The 22,075-nt window shown below is 42.1% G+C and carries 20 protein-coding genes; 3 read left to right on the top strand and 17 right to left on the bottom strand.

Annotated elements, in window-relative coordinates; translation table 11 throughout:
• Nucleotides 1-33 precede the first annotated feature (33 nt).
• Complete coding sequence (metE, locus tag FV185_RS07580) at nt 34-2,328, bottom strand: 5-methyltetrahydropteroyltriglutamate--homocysteine S-methyltransferase (protein ID WP_067495869.1); 2,295 nt, start codon at nt 2,326-2,328, stop codon at nt 34-36.
• A gap of 98 nt (nt 2,329-2,426) precedes the next feature.
• Here metE and FV185_RS07585 point away from each other — a divergent pair, with 98 nt between their 5' ends.
• Nucleotides 2,427-3,332 carry a LysR family transcriptional regulator gene (locus FV185_RS07585; RefSeq protein ID WP_067495872.1) on the top strand — a complete coding sequence of 302 codons (906 nt, stop codon included), beginning with the start codon at nt 2,427-2,429 and terminating at the stop codon, nt 3,330-3,332.
• Here the strand turns inward: FV185_RS07585 and FV185_RS07590 are convergent.
• From FV185_RS07590 to aroC, 15 genes are all read right to left on the bottom strand, one after another.
• Entirely contained in the window at nt 3,324-4,496 is a 1,173-nt protein-coding gene (locus FV185_RS07590) for an O-succinylhomoserine sulfhydrylase (RefSeq protein ID WP_067495874.1), read from the bottom strand. The genes FV185_RS07585 and FV185_RS07590 overlap by 9 nt on opposite strands.
• A 5-nt stretch (nt 4,497-4,501) precedes the next feature.
• On the bottom strand, nt 4,502-6,025 hold the full coding sequence (gene purF, locus FV185_RS07595) for an amidophosphoribosyltransferase (protein ID WP_067495877.1): 1,524 nt from the start codon (nt 6,023-6,025) through the stop codon (nt 4,502-4,504).
• Nucleotides 6,026-6,092: 67 nt separating this feature from the next.
• Nucleotides 6,093-6,596 (bottom strand): CvpA family protein, encoded by a 504-nt coding sequence (locus FV185_RS07600; RefSeq protein WP_067495880.1) that lies wholly within the window; start codon nt 6,594-6,596, stop codon nt 6,093-6,095.
• Entirely contained in the window at nt 6,596-7,438 is an 843-nt protein-coding gene (locus FV185_RS07605; protein ID WP_067495883.1) for an SPOR domain-containing protein, read from the bottom strand. Before FV185_RS07605 ends, FV185_RS07600 begins: the two co-directional genes overlap by 1 nt.
• 9 nt (nt 7,439-7,447) lie before the next feature.
• Nucleotides 7,448-8,314: an acetyl-CoA carboxylase, carboxyltransferase subunit beta gene (accD, locus tag FV185_RS07610; protein ID WP_067495886.1), complete on the bottom strand. Its 867-nt coding sequence runs from the start codon at nt 8,312-8,314 to the stop codon at nt 7,448-7,450.
• On the bottom strand, nt 8,311-9,114 hold the full coding sequence (trpA, locus tag FV185_RS07615; protein WP_067495889.1) for a tryptophan synthase subunit alpha: 804 nt from the start codon (nt 9,112-9,114) through the stop codon (nt 8,311-8,313). The genes accD and trpA overlap by 4 nt, the downstream gene beginning before the upstream one ends.
• 25 nt (nt 9,115-9,139) lie before the next feature.
• On the bottom strand, nt 9,140-10,339 hold the full coding sequence (trpB, locus tag FV185_RS07620) for a tryptophan synthase subunit beta (RefSeq protein WP_156474210.1): 1,200 nt from the start codon (nt 10,337-10,339) through the stop codon (nt 9,140-9,142).
• Nucleotides 10,339-10,944, bottom strand: a complete 606-nt coding sequence (locus FV185_RS07625) for a phosphoribosylanthranilate isomerase (protein ID WP_067495895.1) — start codon at nt 10,942-10,944, stop codon at nt 10,339-10,341. Before FV185_RS07625 ends, trpB begins: the two co-directional genes overlap by 1 nt.
• A 20-nt stretch (nt 10,945-10,964) precedes the next feature.
• On the bottom strand, nt 10,965-11,747 hold the full coding sequence (gene truA, locus FV185_RS07630; RefSeq protein ID WP_067495898.1) for a tRNA pseudouridine(38-40) synthase TruA: 783 nt from the start codon (nt 11,745-11,747) through the stop codon (nt 10,965-10,967).
• Nucleotides 11,744-12,292, bottom strand: a complete 549-nt coding sequence (locus FV185_RS07635) for a hypothetical protein (RefSeq protein ID WP_067495901.1) — start codon at nt 12,290-12,292, stop codon at nt 11,744-11,746. Before FV185_RS07635 ends, truA begins: the two co-directional genes overlap by 4 nt.
• Nucleotides 12,292-13,422: an aspartate-semialdehyde dehydrogenase gene (asd, locus tag FV185_RS07640; protein WP_067495904.1), complete on the bottom strand. Its 1,131-nt coding sequence runs from the start codon at nt 13,420-13,422 to the stop codon at nt 12,292-12,294. Before asd ends, FV185_RS07635 begins: the two co-directional genes overlap by 1 nt.
• Nucleotides 13,423-13,446: 24 nt before the next feature.
• Nucleotides 13,447-14,514, bottom strand: coding sequence for a 3-isopropylmalate dehydrogenase (leuB, locus tag FV185_RS07645; protein WP_067495908.1), 1,068 nt, complete (start codon nt 14,512-14,514; stop codon nt 13,447-13,449).
• Complete coding sequence (gene leuD, locus FV185_RS07650) at nt 14,514-15,161, bottom strand: 3-isopropylmalate dehydratase small subunit (RefSeq protein WP_067495911.1); 648 nt, start codon at nt 15,159-15,161, stop codon at nt 14,514-14,516. The genes leuB and leuD overlap by 1 nt, the downstream gene beginning before the upstream one ends.
• 12 nt (nt 15,162-15,173) lie before the next feature.
• On the bottom strand, nt 15,174-16,580 hold the full coding sequence (gene leuC / locus FV185_RS07655; RefSeq protein ID WP_067495914.1) for a 3-isopropylmalate dehydratase large subunit: 1,407 nt from the start codon (nt 16,578-16,580) through the stop codon (nt 15,174-15,176).
• A gap of 58 nt (nt 16,581-16,638) precedes the next feature.
• Nucleotides 16,639-17,742, bottom strand: a complete 1,104-nt coding sequence (aroC, locus tag FV185_RS07660; RefSeq protein WP_067495917.1) for a chorismate synthase — start codon at nt 17,740-17,742, stop codon at nt 16,639-16,641.
• A gap of 101 nt (nt 17,743-17,843) precedes the next feature.
• Between aroC and FV185_RS07665 the strand changes: the two genes are divergently transcribed.
• Both FV185_RS07665 and FV185_RS07670 read left to right on the top strand, forming a co-directional pair.
• Entirely contained in the window at nt 17,844-20,117 is a 2,274-nt protein-coding gene (locus FV185_RS07665; RefSeq protein ID WP_067495920.1) for an NADP-dependent malic enzyme, read from the top strand.
• Complete coding sequence (locus FV185_RS07670) at nt 20,117-21,091, top strand: S66 peptidase family protein (RefSeq protein WP_067495924.1); 975 nt, start codon at nt 20,117-20,119, stop codon at nt 21,089-21,091. Before FV185_RS07665 ends, FV185_RS07670 begins: the two co-directional genes overlap by 1 nt.
• An 11-nt stretch (nt 21,092-21,102) precedes the next feature.
• On the opposite strand, the gene FV185_RS07675 is transcribed toward FV185_RS07670, so the two are convergent.
• Nucleotides 21,103-22,032 carry a LysR substrate-binding domain-containing protein gene (locus FV185_RS07675; protein ID WP_067495927.1) on the bottom strand — a complete coding sequence of 310 codons (930 nt, stop codon included), beginning with the start codon at nt 22,030-22,032 and terminating at the stop codon, nt 21,103-21,105.
• Between the last annotated feature and the right edge of the window lie 43 nt (nt 22,033-22,075).

Raw genomic sequence — 22,075 nt, forward strand, 5'->3', positions numbered from 1 at the left:
ACAAAAAACACAACATATTGTGTTAAATATTTGTTAATTCATGTTCTGCCTGAGCTCATAAGCTGCTTTCATCATATTTTCAAGGGCAGGAATAACCTCATCCCACTTTCTTGTTTTTAAGCCGCAATCAGGATTAATCCATAAATTATGTAATGGGATGCGCTGTGCGGCTTTTTTCATTAACTGAGTAATTTCTACACTATTTGGGGTATTGGGGGTATGAATGTCATACACGCCCGGACCAATTTGATTGGGATAGTTAAAATGGTCAAAGGCGTCTAATAATTCCATATCTGAACGTGACGTTTCAATGGTAATAACATCTGCATCCATTCTCGCCACCGCCTCCATAATGTCATTAAATTCGGAGTAACACATATGAGTGTGAATTTGCGTTTCATCCTCTACACCATTGGCAGTAATTCTAAAACACTCTATTGCCCAAGATAAATAATCCTGCCATAGCGCTTTGCGTAGAGGGAGTCCCTCTCTTAAAGCTGCTTCATCTATTTGAATTACTTTAATACCAGCACGTTCTAAATCAATAACCTCGTCTCTCAGTGCCAATGAAAGTTGTCTACAGGTGGTGGAACGTGGCTGATCATCTCGAACAAATGACCAATTTAACATGGTCACAGGGCCAGTTAACATTCCTTTCATTGGCTTATCGGTGAGTGACTGAGCATAGACAGCCCACTCTACAGTCATGACCTTTTCTCGGCTAATATCGCCATAAATGATGGGTGGTTTAACGCAGCGTGAGCCATAGGACTGCACCCATCCTGCTTGACTAAATACATAGCCGTTCAATTGCTCACCAAAATATTCAACCATATCATTTCGTTCAGGTTCCCCATGAACAAGTACATCAAGCCCTATACGCTCTTGCTCTCTTACGCAGCGCTCTATTTCACTTTTCATAGCTAATGAATAATCTGTAAAAGAGATATCACCCAACTTGTACTTCTTTCTAATAGATCGAATCTCATTTGTTTGCGGAAAAGAACCGATAGTGGTAGTTGGAAAAATTGGTAGATTTAATATGGTATTCTGTTTAATGACACGTACTGAATGGCTACTTTTACGCTGCCCCATATTGGAGTGAATAGCTTTTACTCTCTCTTGAACTTGTCTATTATTAACACGATCTGATGACTGTCGTGATTCGATAGCTGCTTTATTTATATCTAGTTGATCTTGAACTGTTGCACGCCCCTGGTTAATAGCACTCCCCAACAATCTAATTTCTTCTATTTTTTGAATAGCAAAGGATAACCAACTACGAATTTCTTCATCCATTTTATCCTCACTAGCCAAATCCACTGGAACGTGCAAAAGCGAACATGAAGGAGCAATCCATAACCGCTCCTTAAGCTCTTTTGCAATAGGCTCTAACCAATCAAGAATACTATTTAAATCTGAACGCCAAATATTTCTCCCACTAATTAAGCCTAAAGAAAGTATTTTATGAGGTGCTAATAAATTAATAACAGGAATAATCTCATCCTTATTATCAGAAACATCAATATGTAAGCCTGCCACAGGAAGATTAGTGGCTAAATGTAAGTTATCTTTTAACTGGCCAAAGTAAGTAGCGATTAAAATATTTATCTTACTAAACTTTAAATGATGGTACGCCATATTAAAGGCATGTTGCCACTCAGAATTAAGTTCAGTGACTAAAATGGGTTCGTCAATCTGTACCCACTCAATTCCGTGATTAATAAACAGTTCAAGTAATTCACCATAAACTGGTAACAGTTTTGTAAGCAGATCTAACTTATTTATATCATCTTTGGCCTTACCTAAAGCCAAATAAGTAACAGGACCAATAATTACTGGTTTGATATTTTGATGAGATAGTTTTGCTTCTTGAATAAAATTTAAAATTCTTGTTGGGTTTAACTCAAAAGTGGTCTGGCGGGTAAATTCTGGAACAATATAATGATAGTTAGTATCAAACCATTTAGTCATTTCACCTGCCTTAACGCCTGAACAACACCCGATATCATTATGATGTGCTTGTTTTGAGCGCCCTCGTGCTAGACGAAAATAATTATCTAACTCATGCCCCTGAAACTCCTTAACTCGTTCAGGCAAGTTTCCCAGTAAAAACGTCATATCAAGCACATTATCGTAAAAGGAAAAATCTCCAACCGGAATAAAATCGAGTGCTGCCTGATGCTGCCAATTTTGTTGTCTTAAATGACTACCAAGCGCAATGAGATCAGTCAAGGACGACCCATCTTGCCAATACGACTCAAGAGCAAACTTAAGTTCTCTGTGACGACCAATTCTAGGAAAACCAAGATTATGCGTTGTAACCATTTTTTATCCAATCTATCTATTAAAAAATACTATTTTGGATAAAATTAATTATGAAGTAAAATGGTATTTTTTCAGAAATAAATGAAATTTATTCATATATGTTAGAGCGTATCCACTTAGCTATATTAAAAGAAATCGACCAATGTGGCTCGCTAACTGCTGCCGCCAAACAATTACATTTAACTCAATCAGCTCTAAGTCACTCAATAAAAAAACTAGAGCAGCAGTTGGGTACAACATTGTGGATTAGGGAAGGAAAACAGTTGCAACTTACCCAATCAGGGCAATATTTATTGTCTATCGCCAACCGATTGCTACCTCAACTCATTATGGCTGAAAATCAATTGCGTCAATACGCACAGGGGGAGAGAGGGACATTACATATTGGCATGGAGTGTCACCCCTGCTATCAATGGTTATTAAAAGTTGTTTCCCCCTACTTACTATCACTTCCTGATGTGGATGTAGATGTGAAACAAAAATTTCAGTTTGGGGGAATGGGCGCCCTATTCAGTTATGAGATAGATATCCTTGTAACTCCTGATCCTCTGTATAAATCGGGACTGTATTTTGAACCTGTCTTTGATTATGAGCAGGTGTTGGTAACTGCCAATAATCATCAGCTGGCACATTATCCGTTTATTGACCCAGAACATCTAAACAACGAAACACTCATTACCTATCCTGTGAGTGTTGAAAGATTAGATATTTTCAATCAATTTCTAATGCCAGCAGGTATCATGCCTCGCAAACACAAGACTGTTGAAACCACAGACATTATCTTACAAATGGTAGCCAATGGAAGAGGAGTTACAGCACTACCGAAATGGTTGGCATTAGAATATGTGCCAAAACTTCAATTATCATTAGTTAAGTTAGGCAAAAAGGGGATCATGAAAAAAATACATTTAGGTATTCGTAAAGAAGACCTATCAATACCCTATGTTAACTCTTTTTTTACGATTGCTCGCCAATTAAGCCGTTTGGATAAGCAATCAATCTAATCCACGGCTTAAATCGAGTTTAATATCATCAAGGGATTCTAATCCTACCGAAACACGAATTAAACCATCACTTATACCTGCAAGCTTACGTGCCTCTGCACTTATTCTGCCATGAGTGGTGGTTGCTGGATGAGTAATGGTAGTCTTGGTGTCACCAAGATTACCAGTAATAGAAATTAATTGAGTAGAATCAATTACTTTCCACGCTTTTTCTTGCCCACCTTTGACTTCAAAACTAACCACCGCCCCCCCATGGGTTTGCTGTTTTTTAGCCAAATCATATTGTGGATGAGAACTTAATCCTGGGTGCAACACACGAGCCACATGAGGATGATCAGATAGCCACTTAGCAAGCTCAAGGGCTGCATGAGATTGAGCTTCCACACGAAGTTTTAACGTTTCGAGCCCTTTTAACAATATCCATGCATTAAACGCACTTAAACTGGGGCCAGCAGTTCTTAAAAAAGAATAAATTCCATCCATTAATACCGCTTTGGACCCCACAATGGCTCCACCTAACACTCTTCCCTGACCATCAATATATTTTGTTGCTGAGTGAATAACAATATCTGCCCCCAGTAAAAGTGGCCTTTGTAGTATGGGAGTACAAAAACAATTATCTACCACAAGATGAATGTTGGCGTTTTTACTCACCTCAGATAACGCTTCAATATCCACCAACTCCATAGTGGGATTAGAAGGAGTTTCAAGATAAAAAAGCCGTGTATTAGATTTAATCGCCTGTTTCCAACCGTTAATATCAGACAGAGGAACAAACGTATATTCAATACCAAAACGCGCTAAGATATTAGTAAATAACTGAACAGCAGCACCAAAAATACTTTGTGACACCACCACATGGTCACCTGCTTTTAACAAGCCCATCATGGTGGTAAGTATCGCTGACATACCACTGGCTGTAGCAATAGCGCATTCCCCTCCTTCCATGACAGCTAATCGTTCTTGAAAAGCGTTAACAGTTGGATTGGTAAAACGTGAATAAATATAACCAGGTTCTTTGTTCTGAAAACGATCAGCTGCCTGCTGAGCATTATCAAAAATATAGCTTGAAGTCATGAACAATGCTTCAGCATGTTCATTAAATTGTGTTCTATGGATTCCTGAACGGATAGCCAGTGTTTCTAAATCATAGGGTTCTGTCATAGCAGTTAAGCGGTTTCAGCGATAGTGAGGTTTAAATCAAGTTGATTAACTTTTTTTTGAGCGTTGGTTTCCCCGTCTTTTCTAGCAGACTCAATCTTAGCCAGATACTCAGGAGTCACATCGTCTGTAATATAACACCCATCAAAACATGAACAGTCAAATCGTTCAATATTGGTAGCCTGTGACTTCACATCACGAATCAAGTCATTTAAGTCCTGATAAAACACAGCATCTGCTCCGATTTCTAGAGCAATTTCTTTATCGGTACGTCCGGTAGCCAATAACTCCGTACGGCTTGGCATATCAATACCATATACATTCGGGAAACGTACAGGAGGAGCTGCTGAGGCAAAATAAACCTGACGTGCGCCACAGTCTCGGGCCATTTGAACTATCTCACGGCTAGTGGTACCACGAACAATCGAGTCATCCACTAATAATACATTTTTACCCTCAAACTCCATTCCAATGGCGTTAAGCTTCTGTCTGACTGATTTTTTTCTTTCAGCCTGTCCCGGCATAATAAAAGTTCTACCGATGTAACGGTTCTTAATAAACCCTTCGCGATAGGGGACATTCAATTTCTGTGCTAATTGCAACGCACTTGGGCGACTGGTATCAGGAATCGGAATCACCACTTCAATATTCAAGTGTGGTGCGGTGTGTTGAATCTTTTGCCCTAAACTCTCGCCCATACGTAAACGAGTTTCATAAACTGAAATACCGTCAATAACAGAGTCTGGGCGAGCCAGATAGACGTATTCAAAAATACAAGGGGATTTTTCAGGATTAAGCGCACATTGTTGATGATGTAATACTCCTGACTCATCAATAAAGATTGCCTCACCGGGTTCAACATCACGTAATAGTTTAAAACCTAACGCATCAAGCGCAACACTCTCTGAGGCTAAAATATATTCAGGCCCATCTGCTGTCATATGTGTACCAATCACCAAAGGACGGATACCATAAGGATCACGAAAAGCCAATAAACCATGACCTGCAATCAACGCGACAGTAGCATAGGCGCCACGACAACGTTTATGCACCCCTGATACTGCACAAAAAATTTCACTGGGGGTGAGTCGACTTCCCTTCGCTACTTCATCAAGTTCGTGAGCGAGTACATTAAGTAGCACCTCTGAATCAGAGTTTGTATTGACATGGCGACGGTCAAGAGCAAACAAATTTTCTTTTAATTCATCTGAATTGGTGAGATTGCCGTTATGTCCTAATACAATACCAAAAGGCGAATTCACATAAAATGGTTGTGCTTCTGCGGAGGATTTGGCTGAACCCGCTGTAGGGTAACGGCAATGGCCAATACCAATGTTTCCCGTTAAACTTCTCATGTCTCTTGTGCGAAACACGTCACGAACTAAACCTAACCCTTTGTGCATGTGAAAGGTACTGCCATCTGCTGTAGCAATCCCTGCTGCATCTTGACCACGATGCTGTAGAAGTTGTAAACCATCGTAGAGCAACTGGTTAACTGGAGTTTTTGCAACAATACCCACTATTCCACACATACCAAATCACACTCCGAAGATTATTTCTGAAGAATTAATATTCTACTCCACTCAGCACATTTACGTACTAAAAATGAAAAAATTGCGCTACATCTTGAGGAAGATAAGGTTTCAAGTGAGACACACCCCACAGCCCTATCTTAACACTCGTAGAAGTTTGCCAATCAGCCTGTTGTGGCAGTAAGGTAAACCCTGCCAATATGATCAAGATGAGAAAAATGAAGTAACCGCGAACCAAACCAAAGGTTGCACCTAATAAACGGTTTAAGGATCCTAAGCCAGTTTTTTCCACAGCAAAACCAAGCATTGATGAAATAATTGCCACAATAATTAATACAACAATAAACACTATGACAAAAGCAGCAACCAAACGCAGGCTAGGGTTATCAATAAAACGTATCAAATAATTAGCAAGTATTGGACTAGTCAGTTTAGCCAGTATAAACGCTGCCACCCAACCAACGATTCCCATTACCTCTTTAACCATACCACGAAACAAGCCAAACAAAGTGGATAAACCAATCAGGCCGATGGCTACATAATCTATCCAATTAAGATGCTCAATACTCACTAGCGGTGGTCCTTAACTAGTGAAGCAAAGCCAACATCATTCAATTGTTTTTTTGTCTTATGAAGTTTTTCATTTGAAGAGAATGGCCCTACATAAACCCGATAACGATCACTGTTTTTTATTTTAATTTTTTCAATTTTGGCATGTAAATTGTGATGCTTCACTTCTTTAACAAGTATTTTGGCACGAGACTCTTCGCTAAAGAGGCCCAACTGTAGAATCTTATTACTATTTTTGTTGTTGGCAACTGACGAACTCGCTTCAGTTTTATTTTTTCCTGTCTTCTGCTGGTTGTCATGTTGTGCTTTACTAGTTGGAGATACTCCAGAGGATAAAGCGGCTTCTTGCTCACTATTAGATTGCGAGGCAACTGATTTTTGTTGGACTGTCTCCTGCGCTTTAGACTCAACCTGACTAGAAGTGGTTATTTGCTTATCATTTAATTCGGATTTAACTGTGGCAAGTTCTGTTTTTTTATTGGCATCAAAAGTTGATTGTTTGTTATTAATTACAGGTGTAATAGCTTTGGGTGTTTGGTTAGGAGCAGTAGTTGATGCTGTCTGATTATTCACTGCCACTTGTTTGTTGTTAATCAGCGTTGCATCCTGAGGCGGCGTTAGCGATTGAGGTGGGGTATTAGGTAAGTTGGCAATAGATATAGGTGCTGCACTTACCTGAGGAGTTGTATTAGTCTCTGATTTAAGCTTTGGCGATTGGGAGTGGTTAAGCATCATAGGGAGTAACACGATCACTATAACCATAATGACGGCGGCACCTATTGCCCTTCTTCGTGCGCTGACACGATACAGATCTATATCATCCCACTCCTTGGGTTTCGCCATCGCTATCTATTACTCGTCTTGAGACACATTGGTTAGTTGACGAAGAATATTGGCTACGCGTGGGCGCATTTCTCGACGATCAACTATCATATCAATCGCACCCTTTTCTAATAGAAATTCAGAGCGCTGAAAGCCTTCTGGCAGTTTTTCTCTAACTGTTTGCTCAATAACCCTTGGACCAGCAAAACCAATGAGCGCATTAGGTTCTGCAATGACCACATCACCGATCATGGCAAAACTTGCCGATACCCCACCCATGGTAGGATCCGTTAAAATAGATATAAAAGGAAGCTTGTGTTCTGACAAATGGGTTAATGCAGCGCAAGTTTTAGCCATTTGCATAAGAGATAACAACCCTTCTTGCATTCTTGCCCCACCACTAGCTAAAAAGCAGATATAAGGTAGACGTTGATCAATTGCCGCTTCTACTGCACGCACAAAACGCTCTCCTACCACAGAGCCCATTGATCCACCCATAAAAGAAAACTCAAATGACGCAGCAATAACAGGTAATCCCTCAAGCGTACCCTGCATAACCACCAAAGCATCGGTTTCACCCGTAGCCTGTTTTGCTTCATCCAGACGTTCAGGATAGCGTCGACTGTCTTTGAACTTCAATGAATCAACGGGAATCACTTCGGAGCCAATTTCAAAACGGTCTCCCTGATCTAAAAATAAATCTAAACGGGTGCGAGCATTAATACGAATATGATGAGAGCATTTTGGGCAAACATGCAGATTGCTCTCAAGATCTGAACGATACAGTACAGTTTCGCATGAACCGCATTTCACCCACAACCCTTCAGGAACAGAGCCTTTAATATTATGCTTATCACGTTTAATACGTGGTGGTAGTAATTTTTTAAACCAACTCATAGTGAATTATCCAAAGCCTGTCTTAATTCATTTATAAATGCGCCCACATCACGTGGGATGGTGTCCTTCTCTGATTTTTCTATGGTTTCAACAATTCTTGACCCCACCACCACCGCATCAGCAAGTTCACCAATTGCTTGAGCAGTTTTTGCATCGCGGATACCAAATCCCACTCCAACAGGAATGGTGACATGCTGCTTAATTCTATGTAATTGATTTTTTACATCTTCAACATCAATGTGACTGGCCCCTGTAACGCCCCTTAGCGAAACGTAATACACATAGCCTCTAGCAATACGTGCAATTTCTTTTACACGATCATCTGTGGTTGTGGGTGCAATCAAAAATATGGGGTCAATAGAGTAAGGTGCTAAAGCTTGAGATAATGCTTGTGCTTCACTGGGAGGGTAATCAACAACAAGCACACCATCCACACCCACTTGATGACAAGTACTGACAAATACTTCCACACCCATTCTCTCAATAGGATTAGCATAGCCCATTAATACTATAGGTGTGTGTTGGTTGGTTTGACGAAACTCTTTAACCACTTGCAACACATCTGCCAATCGCACATTATTTTTTAAAGCACGTTCACTAGCACGCTGTATCACCGGACCATCAGCCATAGGGTCAGAAAAGGGAACGCCTAGTTCAATTACATCAGCTCCTGCACTCACCATAGCATGCATCGTTGGCAGACAAGTTGATAAATCAGGATCACCAACTGTAAAAAAAGGAATCAGCGCACAACGCTTTTGTGCTTGTAAATTATTAAATACGTTTTCTATTCGCGACACAATCTCAGTCCTATGTTCTTATCATTTAAAGAGTAATGCCACTTTGTTCAGCAACGGTTGCCATGTCCTTATCACCACGACCAGACAAATTAATCAATAGTACTTTGTCTTTAGGTAGCGTCGGAGCAATTTTAATGGCATGAGCCAGTGCATGACTTGATTCAAGTGCAGGAATAATTCCTTCAAGACGGCATAAAGTATGAAAAGACTTAAGTGCTTCATCATCATTAATGGCAACATACTGCGCCCTTCCGGAGTCTTTAAGCCAAGCATGCTCAGGCCCAACCCCTGGATAATCTAGCCCAGCAGAAATGGAGTGAGTTTCAATAATCTGACCATTATCATCTTGCAATAGATAAGTGCGGTTACCATGTAACACGCCTGGACTTCCTGCAGACAATGAGGCGGAATGACGTCCTGAAGCAATACCTTCACCACCTGCTTCCACACCAATTAACTGAACATCCGTTTCATTGATGTAGGGATAAAAAATACCCATTGCATTAGAACCACCACCAACACACGCCAGTACTGCATCAGGATGACGACCGATCATATCAGGCATTTGTACAAGGCACTCGCGTCCTACTACAGAATTAAAATCACGTACCATCATGGGGTAAGGATGAGGTCCTGCAACAGTACCAATAATGTAAAATGTATTATGAACATTAGTGACCCAGTCACGCATGGCTTCATTTAAAGCGTCTTTAAGGGTTTTAGAACCACTTGTCACTGGAACTACCTCAGCACCCAGTAACTTCATGCGGTATACATTTTGGGCTTGTCTTTTAACATCTTCAGCGCCCATATACACCACACATTCCATACCATAGCGCGCAGCAACCGTCGCCGTTGCCACACCATGTTGGCCTGCGCCAGTTTCAGCAATGACGCGAGGTTTACCCATGCGTTTCGCCAACATGGCCTGACCCACCGTATTGTTAATTTTATGGGCACCTGTGTGGTTTAAATCTTCACGTTTTAAATAAATCTGCGCCCCACCCAAACTATCAGACAAGCGTTTGGCATGATAAATAGGGCTTGGACGACCCACATAATGTTTTAATTCGTAAGCTAATTCCTGCTGAAATGCAGGATCATCACGAACAAATAAGTATTCTTTTTTTAAATTTTCAATAGCAGCAATAAGGGTTTCCGAAACAAATGTTCCCCCATAAGGTCCAAAATGACCATCACTACTTGGCATATCATACGGCTTCATCATCGCGCTCCTTGAATAAATGCGTGGCATTTATCTATGTCTTTTATTCCTGGACTTTGTTCCACACCACTACTTACATCTACAGCCCATGGCATCACTGCCTTGATGGCTTCCTTAACATTGTTTGGCGTAAGACCACCCGATAGAATAACCGGCAAAGGTAGTTCTTGGGGTATTAAGCGCCAATCAAAGGTTTTACCAGTGCCACCAGGTATCCCATCTAAGTAAGCGTCAACCAACAACGCTTTGGCTTTTTTAAACTCAACTGCATATTGTACCAAATCAATCCCCTCTTTGACTCGTACAGCCTTAATATAGGGACGATTAAATTGCCCACAAAACTCAGGAGGCTCATCGCCATGAAATTGTAAGTAATCAAGTGGGATCTGTTGCAGAACATCCTCTACCGTGTCTTTATCGTGATTAACGAACAAGCCCACACTGCTTACAAAAGGAGGGAGCGCAGCGACAATAGCCTGCGCAGTGGCAATAGTGACATATCGAGGACTTTTTTCATAAAAGACCAATCCTATTGCATCCGCCCCTAGCTTGGCTATGGCTAGCGCTTGCTCAATGCTTGTAATACCGCAAATTTTAACTCGCATAAGCTTTCCTTAAGTCGCTTTTATATAAAAAAATGAGGGCGTCCATGACTGTCTGGTATTTGCCAACTCTCACTGTATTCTATCTTGCTCAAATATAAACCATGTGGTGCAAAAGTGGGGGCGGCAAGCGTCCTGTTTTTCTGTTCTAAGAGGTATTTTACCCATTGCACATTCTCACGACCTTGCCCTATATAAACTAATGCCCCCACCATATTACGTACCATATGATGTAAAAATGCATTGGCTCTAAAAACAAGTTGAATCAATGCCCCACGAGGTATTATCTGCGCCTCATACATAATCTTAATAGGGGACTTAGCTTGACATTCACTACTTCTAAAAGCACTAAAATCCTGTTCGCCCAAAAGGGAATGCATAGCCTGTTCTATGGCGTTGAGATTTAACGGCATGTGAGTCCAACCTAGATAGGGATAGGCTAACGCTGGGCGAATTGGATGTGAGTACAACCAATAGTGATAAGTGCGGGACAAAGCACTAAATCGTGCATGAAATAGCTCATCAACCTCTTTTGCCCATAATACGCACACATCTCGTGGTAATAAACTATTAACCCCACGTACCCAAGCTTGATGAGGGCGTATAGCATTGGTATCAAAATGAATAACCTGACCTAAAGCATGAACTTCTGCATCAGTTCGACCGGCACAGACTGTGTTGATCTCTTCTCCTGCAATAGTACTCAATGCTTTATTTAGTGTTGCTTGTACAGAACGCAAATGAGGTTGCTTTTGCCAACCACAAAATCGACTGCCATCATATTCAACGCCTAAGGCGATTCTCATGAAGTTGTCTGATTGATGGTTTCAAGTATCGTTAGCGCCATTTTTTTCTGTTGGTCATCACCTTCCGTCATAACCCGTTTAATGGCCATACGAACCCCTAAACTATCATCACGCCAAGAACAAAATTGCGCAATCAATAGGCACTCTTGCAAAGTGAGGCCGGTTATTGATTGAGGTAGAGATGGCTGTTTTTTGTTTGTTTGACTCTCGTTAATAGCGTCATAAGTGGGCGCGATGATAACGTCTTCTTCTAGCGCTATCAGCTTGCCAGCCAAAGGTAGACCTACTTCTGCTAGCTCTTCTCTGGTGAGGCCTAGTGTTTTTTCAAAAAGCGAATCGTCATTCCATAGATTAGGAGGAGCTGCAGGTCTTAACTTACCTATACGCCACACCACAATAATTCCCATTGTAAATAAAAAGCCAATAAATCCGCCAACAATGAGTTCACTTGGATGATAGTAACCCCAATCATTAAGTAGTCGTAACCAAGAATGACCTTGATCGTCTTTCAACCAGTTTGGTACGTCATCAATATTGAATAGCATTATTGATTAACCACAATATTGAGCATTCTACGTAGTGGCTCTGCAGCACCCCAGAGTAATTGGTCACCTACGGTGAAAGCACCTAAATAATCATCACCCATAGCCAATTTATGTAATCGACCAATTGGTACCGATAAAGTACCCGATACTGCTGCTGGCGTGAGTTGTTGTTCACTAAGTTCTCTGTCATTTGGAATGACCTTTACCCACTCATTGGCTTTAGCAATCAGCGCCTCAATCTCATCTAGTGGCACATTTTTTTTCAATTTAATCGTTAAACCTTGAGAATGGCAACGCATGGCTCCAACCCTGACACATAAACCATCAACAGGAATTGATCCAGGCGATCTAAACGGTGGCAATCCTAAAATTTTATTGCATTCAGCACCACCCTTCCATTCCTCCTTACTCTGACCATTATCAACTGCCTTATCAATCCATGGGATCAAACTACCGGCTAGTGGAACATGCCTAAAATTTTCAGTAGGCATGCTCTGTGAGCGAAGCGTTTCACTGACGCGACGATCAATATCAAGAATAGCGGAAGATGGATCGTTAAGTAACTCAGACACAGATTGGTGTAATACACCCATTTGCGCCAATAATTCACGCATATTTTGCGCCCCTGCACCAGAAGCTGCTTGATAGGTCATAGCAGATACCCACTCGACTAAATTGGCTTTAAATAAGCCCCCTAAAGCCATAAGCATGAGACTTACAGTACAGTTACCACCAACAAAATCTCTAATACCTTTATTTAAAGCGTTATCTATCACCTGTCTGTTAACAGGATCGAGAATAATAATGGCGTGTTCCTTCATGCGTAAAGTGGAAGCTGCATCAATCCAATACCCTTGCCACCCACGTTGCCTTAATGGTGCATGCGTGGCCTCGGTATAATCACCACCTTGGCAGGAAATAATTACATCCATTTGCGCCAAATCATCCAGACTTTGAGCACTTAATAGCGGTTTAGCTGCGTGTGAACCCACGCTAGGACCCAATGAACCCACTTGTGAAGTGGTAAAAAAAACTGGTTCTATATGATCAAAGTCTTGTTCTGCTCTCATGCGCTCTAAGAGCACAGACCCCACCATTCCACGCCATCCAACAAATCCAACCGTTAACATAACCGCCACTCTCCTTAACCTTTATTACGCCAGCGCTGAAAGCACTGCGTCACCCATGGCACTTGTTGACACAGCGCTCTCACCAGGGCGGACAATGTCTTGCGTACGAATTCCTTGGTTAATCACTTTCTCAACGGCACTCTCGATACGATCAGCCAAGTCTATTCGTTTTAATGAATAACGAAACATCATAGCTAGGGATAAGATTTGAGCTAAGGGGTTAGCTATTCCACGCCCAGCTATATCCGGCGCACTACCATGAATAGGCTCAAATAAACCTTGTCCAGACTGGTTCAATGACGCAGAGGGTAATAACCCTATTGAGCCTGTTAACATGGAGGCCTCATCTGAGAGAATATCGCCAAATAGATTACCTGTAACGATGACATCAAACTGTTGCGGATTGCGAATTAACTGCATCGCCGCATTATCAACCAACATGTGCGTTAGTTTCACATCAGGATAATCACGAGATACTTCAATCACGACATCACGCCATAATTGTGTTGTTTCCAATACATTCATTTTATCAACTGAACATAACGAACCATGTCTTTTTTGCGCGGCCTGGAAACCCCAATGCGCCACACGCTTAATTTCATTCTCATCATAGGTCATGGTATTAACACCACAACGTAACCCTTGGTCATTAATATGAATACCCCGTGGTTCACCAAAGTAGATATCACCAGTAAGTTCTCGTACTATCATAATATCAAGACCTGCCACCACTTCTTTTTTCAAGGTTGAAGAGTCAGCTAATGCTTCATATACTCGGGCAGGTCGGAGGTTAGCGAAGAGGTCCATGGCTTTACGTAAACGTAACAATCCTCTCTCAGGTCGCTTGGGGCGAGGCAAGGTATCGTACTGGGGCCCACCAATAGATCCAAATAGTACTGCATCAGCTGCAAGACACAGCTGTAAAGTGGTATCTGGTAGGGGATCATCAAACTGATCCACCGCAGCACCTCCAACCAGAGCTGTTTCAGTTTCTATGTGCTCGCCTTCACGGACAAAGAAATCAATTATCTTTTCGGCCTCAGCCATTATTTCAGGACCAATACCATCACCCGGCAACAGTGCTATTTTCATTACTGTGTTACTCCAAAAATCCAAGGTTCAGATTGTTTACGTTGTGCTTCATAAGCTTTTATATCATCGGCATGACGAAGAGTTAGACCAATGTCATCCAAGCCATTCAAAAGACAGTAGCGACGAAAATCATCAACTTCAAAAGCAAATTGCTCACCATCAGGAGTAATAACCTGCTTAGCATTGAGATCGACAGTGAGTTGATAATGTGGCGTTGAAAGGACTGCCTGAAATAATTTATCAATAATTGCTTCTGCCAAGACCACTGGGAGGATGCCATTTTTAAAACAATTATTAAAGAAAATATCAGCATAACTTGGCGCTATTAAGGCACGAATACCATAATCGCTGAGAGCCCAAGGAGCATGTTCACGACTGGATCCACAACCGAAGTTATCACGCGCCAATAAAATACTTGCGCCTTGGTAACGTGGTTCATTCATTACAAAGTCTTTATTTAATGGACGACTAGAACAGTCCTGCCCTGGTTGACCTTCATCTAGGTAGCGCCATGCGTCAAATAAATGTGGGCCAAAACCTGAACGGTGTATGGATTTCAAAAACTGTTTAGGAATGATGGCATCGGTATCCACATTGGACCGATCAATCGGAAGAACTACTCCTGACACTTGTGTAAATGCTTGCATTCGTTTTATCCCTTAACTGATTAACGCTCTAACGTCAGCAAAATGCCCAGCGACAGCAGCGGCTGCAGCCATTTGAGGACTAACAAGATGGGTGCGACTCAAGGCACCTTGGCGACCTTCAAAGTTTCTATTTGAGGTGGATGCGCAACGCTCTCCAGGTGATAGGCGATCATCGTTCATACCAAGACACATTGAGCAACCAGGATTACGCCACTCAAAACCCGCTTCTTTGAATATCACATCTAACCCTTCTTGTTCGGCTTGGGCTTTAACCAAACCAGAGCCAGGAACTGCGAGAGCTAATTTAATATTGGCGGCAATTCTTTTACCTTTTAGTACCTGCGCTGCGGCACGTAAATCTTCAATACGTGAGTTGGTACATGAACCAATAAATACCTTATCAATTTGAATAGATGTAATCGCTTTTCCAGGAGTTAAGTCCATATAACGCAAGGCACGCTCCATACCCTCGCGACGAGTAACATCTGATTCAAGTTGAGGGTCAGGAATAAGGCCATTGATAGGTACGACCATTTCAGGAGAGGTTCCCCATGTAACCAAAGGCTCTATTTGAGAAGCCTCTAATTTCACTTCCTTGTCAAATTGAGCTCCCTCATCACTCACTAATGTGCGCCAATAAGTGACAGCTTTGTCCCACAACTCCCCCTTCGGTGCGAAGGGGCGGCCTTTTATATATTGAATCGTGGTGTCATCCACTGCAACCATCCCGGCTCGGGCACCCGCTTCAATAGCCATGTTACATAAAGTCATACGTCCTTCCATGCTCAAGGAACGGATCGAAGATCCTGCAAATTCAATAGCAAAACCTGTCCCCCCTGCGGTACCGATTTTACCGATAATAGCCAAGGCCACATCTTTTGCTGTCACGCCTTTGGATAAAGTACCTTCAACTGTAACGCGCAATGTTTTAGCGCGCTTGGTAATTAAAGTTTGGGTGGCCATGACATGTTCCACTTCAGAGGTACCAATGCCCATGGCTAACGCTGCAAAAGCGCCATGGGTGCTGGTGTGAGAATCACCACATACCACCGTCATGCCAGGAAGGGTTGCTCCTTGTTCAGGACCAATTACGTGCACGATACCTTGACGATGGTCTCCCATCGGAAATTCAGTAATTTTGTATTCTGCGCAATTTTTATCCAAAGTCTCAACCTGCAAACGTGACACAGGATCAGCGATAATCTCTTGATTGGTCGTGGGAGTATTATGATCTGCCGTCGCCAAAATTGAGTTAACTCTCCACAACGGACGATTTGCCAGCTTTAATCCTTCAAATGCTTGTGGACTCGTCACTTCATGAACCAAGTGACGATCAATGTAAATTAACGCAGTACCATCGGCCTCTTCACGAACCACATGAGAGCGCCATAACTTTTCATATAAGGTTGTTGGTTTCATCTTTTAAAGCCTCATTAAGACCTTAAATTATGACACAGCCTTAAAAGATCGAACAGGCCTATAGAGATAAGTCTCCGGGGATTGGTGGTGTGGGTACCACTACGTCAGCATTTTGTCCACGATGGCGTAGAGCATGATCCATCAGTACAATAGCTAGCATCGCTTCAGCAATTGGCGTTGCTCTTATCCCAACACAAGGATCGTGACGTCCCGTGGTCGCCACCTCCTGATTGTGGCCCGTTAGATCAATACTTTGTCTTGGAATTCTAATACTGGAAGTCGGCTTAATGCCAATACTGACTAAAATATCTTGTCCAGTTGAAATACCACCTAAAATACCACCTGCATGGTTACTTAAAAAACCATTACTGGTCATTTCATCACCATGCTCAGTTCCACGCTGGGTGACGCTCGCAAAACCTGCCCCTACTTCCACCCCTTTAACCGCATTAATGCTCATCATGGCATAAGCAATTTCCGCATCAAGGCGATCATAGACTGGTTCACCCCAGCCTGCTGGAACGTGTGATGCAACTACATTAATACGCGCACCAATAGAGTCCCCAGATTTCCTTAAAGCATCCATTTGCTCTTCGAGTTGAGGAACAATCTCACTATTTGCCACAAAAAAAGGGTTATGATTCACCGCTTGCCAATCTTGAAAAGGAATAACAGTGCTCCCCAACTGCGACAAATAACCCCGTATAACAACACCATAACGCTCCGCCAACCATTTTTTTGCAATGGCGCCAGCAGCAACACGTACGGCAGTTTCCCTGGCAGAGGATCGACCACCGCCCCGATGATCGCGTAAACCATACTTTTGAATATAAGTATAATCCGCATGACCTGGACGAAAGGCGCCTTGAATGTTGTTATAGTCTTTGCTGCGTTGATCATGATTACGTATTAGTAAAGCAATAGGAGTCCCTGTGGTTTTACCTTCAAACACTCCTGAGAGTATCTCGACTTCATCACTTTCTCGGCGTTGAGTAACATGCCTTGATGTACCTGGCTTACGACGATCTAATTCCTTTTGTATATCAGCTTCAGATAAAGCCAAGCCTGGTGGGCAGCCATCAACCACACAGCCAATGGCTGGGCCGTGACTTTCACCAAAAGATGTAACACAAAATAATCGTCCAAGGGTATTACCTGACATGCAAAAGTACCTCGCCTAAATAGATATAAGAGTTTAACATAGCATCTATTGGAGTCATAAGAAGGGAAAAAAATAGACTCCTGTAAAATAATGAGGATACTATGCTTGACGATTTAAGAAAAAATGCGCTGGATTACCATCGCCAACCCACTCCAGGCAAAATTGAGATTGCCGCAACCAAACCACTCACCACCCAAGCCGATTTAGCTCTAGCCTACAGTCCCGGCGTTGCAGCTGCCTGTGAAGCAATTGTGGAGGATCCCTCCCAGGTAAGACATTTAACCTCGCGAGCAAATTTAGTTGGCGTGGTGACAAACGGTACAGCAGTACTTGGATTAGGCTCAATTGGACCTCTTGCAGCCAAACCGGTAATGGAAGGGAAAGCGGTTTTGTTTAAAAAATTTGCCGGTATTGATTGTTTCGACATTGAACTCAACGAAACCAATGTTGATAAATTAGTAGATGCCATTGCCGCACTCGAACCTACTTTTGGTGGCATCAACTTAGAAGATATCAAAGCACCTGAATGTTTTGAAGTGGAGCGACGACTTCGTGAACGCATGAAAATCCCCGTTTTCCATGATGATCAACACGGTACTGCTATTATTGTGGGTGCTGCTGTATTAAATGGTCTTGAAGTGGTTGGCAAAAAAATCAACGAAGTCAAACTGGTTACTTCTGGGGCTGGGGCTGCCGCCTTATCGTGTCTTGATATGCTGGTGGCCTTAGGGATACCACGCCATAATATTTATGTAACCGACTTAGCTGGCGTTGTTTATACTGGTCGTAAAGAATTAATGGACCCCAATAAAGAGCGTTATTGTCAGGATACCAGTGCCAGAACCCTGGCTGAGGTGATTGGTGGGGCTGATATATTTTTAGGTCTATCAGCAGGTGGGGTATTAAAACCTGAGATGGTTAAAGTAATGGCAAATAAACCATTAATCTTAGCTCTAGCCAACCCAGAACCAGAAATTCACCCCGATCAAGTGCGAGCAGTTCGCGATGATGCCATTGTTGCAACAGGACGTTCTGATTACCCCAATCAAGTTAATAATGTATTGTGTTTTCCCTTCATTTTCCGCGGCGCTCTAGACGTGGGGGCTACCACAATTAATGAGCCCATGAAAATCGCTGCCGTTCAAGCCATTGCTAGTCTTGCGCGCGCTGAACCCTCTGATATTGTGGCAGAAGCCTATAGCAATCAAAACCTCACATTTGGTGCGGAGTATTTAATTCCTAAACCCTTTGATCCACGTCTCATTGTTAAAATTGCCTCTGCCGTAGCCCAAGCGGCGATGGATAGCGGCGTTGCAACCAGCCCTATCAGTGATATGGCAGCCTATCATGATCGTTTGAATCAATTTGTCTATCATTCTAATCTTGTCATGCGTCCTGTATTCGCTAAAGCCAAGACTTCTCCTAAACGAATTGTTTTCTCAGAGGGGGAAGATGAACGAATTCTTCAAGCTGTACAAACCATTTGTGACGAACGTCTAGCTCGACCAATTTTAGTTGGCCGTCCAGAAGTGATTAGTATGCGTATTGAGCGCCTTGGTTTGCGTTTAACTGAAAACAAAGATTTTGAAATGGTTAACATCAATTCAGATCCTCGTTATCGAGAGTACTGGCAACTCTATCATCAGATGATGGAACGCAAAGGGGTAACGCCCAATCTAGCCAAACATGAGGTCTATCGTGAACCCACACTAACTTCGGCTTTAATGGTTAAGAGAGGGGAAGCGGATGGGTTAATTTGCGGCTGTATTGGTCGCTATGCAGAGCATCTTTATTATGTTCAGAATGTGTTGGGCTTAAAAAAAGAGGTTTCCACTGCAGCAGCCATGAATATGTTGTTAAACCCCAAAGGGACTTTCTTTGTTTGTGACACCTACGTCAACCCTAATCCCACTGCATATGAATTAGCGGACATTGTCAGTCTTGCCGCAGAGGAAGTACAACGTTTTGGTATTGTCCCACGTGTTGCCATGCTGTCGCATTCCTCCTTTGGTAGTTATGACACAGAGTCTGCAATCAAGATGCGTGAGGCTTTAGAAATCATCAGACAACGTCTACCTAAACTGGAAATAGATGGTGAAATGCATGCTGATGCTGCTATGTCCGATGAGATTCGTCATAATGTCATGCCTGGATCAAAACTAACTGGTAGAGCCAATTTGTTGGTTATGCCAACGCTTGATGCGGCCAATATCGCCTACAACTTGGTACGCGTGATTGGGGACAATGTCACGGTTGGTCCTATACTGTTGGGTATTAATGCACCAGCGCATATCCTTACGCCAACAGCAACGGTGCGTCGCATTATTAATATGACGGCTTTAGCTGTGGTTGATGCTCAATCATCACGAGTATAATGAACCGACGTCTTCCCAAGCGTATTAGCACACATGCCACCTTTGGTGTGTGTGCACCGTCTGGCTTTATTGCAGATCTTCATAGATTAGATCAAGCAAAAGACTATCTCATTAAGCGTGGTTTTAGTCTTATTGAAAGCTCTCATACACGAGGACAAAGCGAGTATTTCTCTGGAACTGATACAGAACGCTTAGCGGATTTGCATTCATTGGTATCAGATAATAAAGTACAAGCCATTATTGCTGCACGCGGTGGCTACGGTTTAACAAGGCTTCTAGAGCATATCGACTATGAACTCATCGCTCAGTCACAAAAACCAATCATTGGCTTTAGCGATGTAACGGCACTCAATTTAGCACTACTCGCCAAAGCCCGTTATGTCAGTTTTCAGGGGCCCATGTTAGTACCTGACATGGGGCATGACAACCTGAGCCCCTACCTTGAGTCAGTGTTCGAACCTTTATTAACCTCAACACATTTTATCAGTCAACGTATCCCATTTCTTGAAAACAAGAACGCTCTATCTGATCATGAAAAAACGCTCAACTATCTTCCTCGTCCATTACAGGGAATACTGTGGGGAGGTAACTTATCTATTCTCAGTCATTTGACGGGTACCCCTTATTTACCTGCTATTGAAGGAGGGATTTTATTCATTGAAGAGGTCAATGAAGAGCCCTATAAAATTGAACGTATGCTTATGCAACTCTATCATGCAGGGATCCTACAAAAACAAAGCGCTCTATTACTATGCCAATTTAATCATTGTGTCGCCACAGATCGTTCAGCCACCAATTATTCTCTCACGCAAGTCATTCATTATTTAAGAAACAAATTATCCATACCCATTATAGAAAATTTCCCCTTTGGTCATGTGCGCGATAAATACACACTCCCAATAGGTGGTCTCGCGACATTAACGTGTGTTGATGAAAGACACTACACCATCGAATTGTCTCAATATAGTTTGTAATTATTGCTTGTTTAGTTTTGTTTTAACGACTGCTCACCTGAGCGAACTAAAAACTCAAGTAGTCTCTCAGTAGCTGGAGTCACCGTGCGATGTCGATTGAGTAAAATATAAAAATAGCGCTGTAACTGAGGAATATCCGCATTCAACTCAATGAGTTGACCTGAGCGCAGCATATCCTCAACCACAAAACGCGATAAACAGGCGACACCCAACCCTTCTGCAGCGGCATGTTTTATCGCTTCATGATCGCTAAATTCAAGGCTGCTACGAATCATTTTGAGATGAGGAAATAAATTTTGCTCAAGAATTTCTCGCGTTCCAGAACCTTGTTCACGAATTAACCAATTGGTATCACTTAATCGTGAACATGAAATCTTTTTACGTGCGTTAATCCCTTTAACAATCGGGTGGTGGGGAGAGCACACCAACAATAATTGATCTGTCATCCAAGGAATTATATTTAAATCTGTGCGATGTGATACGCCTTCAACCAAACCACAATCCACTTCAAAATTAACTACTTTATCAACAATTCTAAGCGTGCTATCTATCATTATTTGCGCCTGTGGTGCGCTATCTCCCAGTACGATATTGTTTTTCTTCCAATATTGAGCAAGAAATCGTGGCAGTAAATAATTACCAATAGTTAAGCTTGCGCCAAGGCACAAAGAGAACGAATTTTTATCCTTAAAAAGATAAGTTAAATCCTCTAATTGAGCCATTAAAGTCTGTACACGTGGCAAAAACAAACGGCCATTGTTATTCAATACTAATTTACGACCAACTCGATCAAATAAAACAGCCCCAACATGTCTTTCTAATTCACTAATGGCAATACTAACGGCAGACTGCGATAAAGCCACCTGTTCAGCCGCTTTTGTTGCACTCTGGGTACGCGATACTGCCAAAAACAATTGTAATTGCCGTAAGGTTAACTTCACTGAACACCTTTAATGCATTAATTTAATTAATACAATATCGATA

The sequence above is a fragment of the Ferrovum sp. PN-J185 genome, assembly GCF_001581925.1.
Classification (GTDB): domain Bacteria; phylum Pseudomonadota; class Gammaproteobacteria; order Burkholderiales; family Ferrovaceae; genus PN-J185.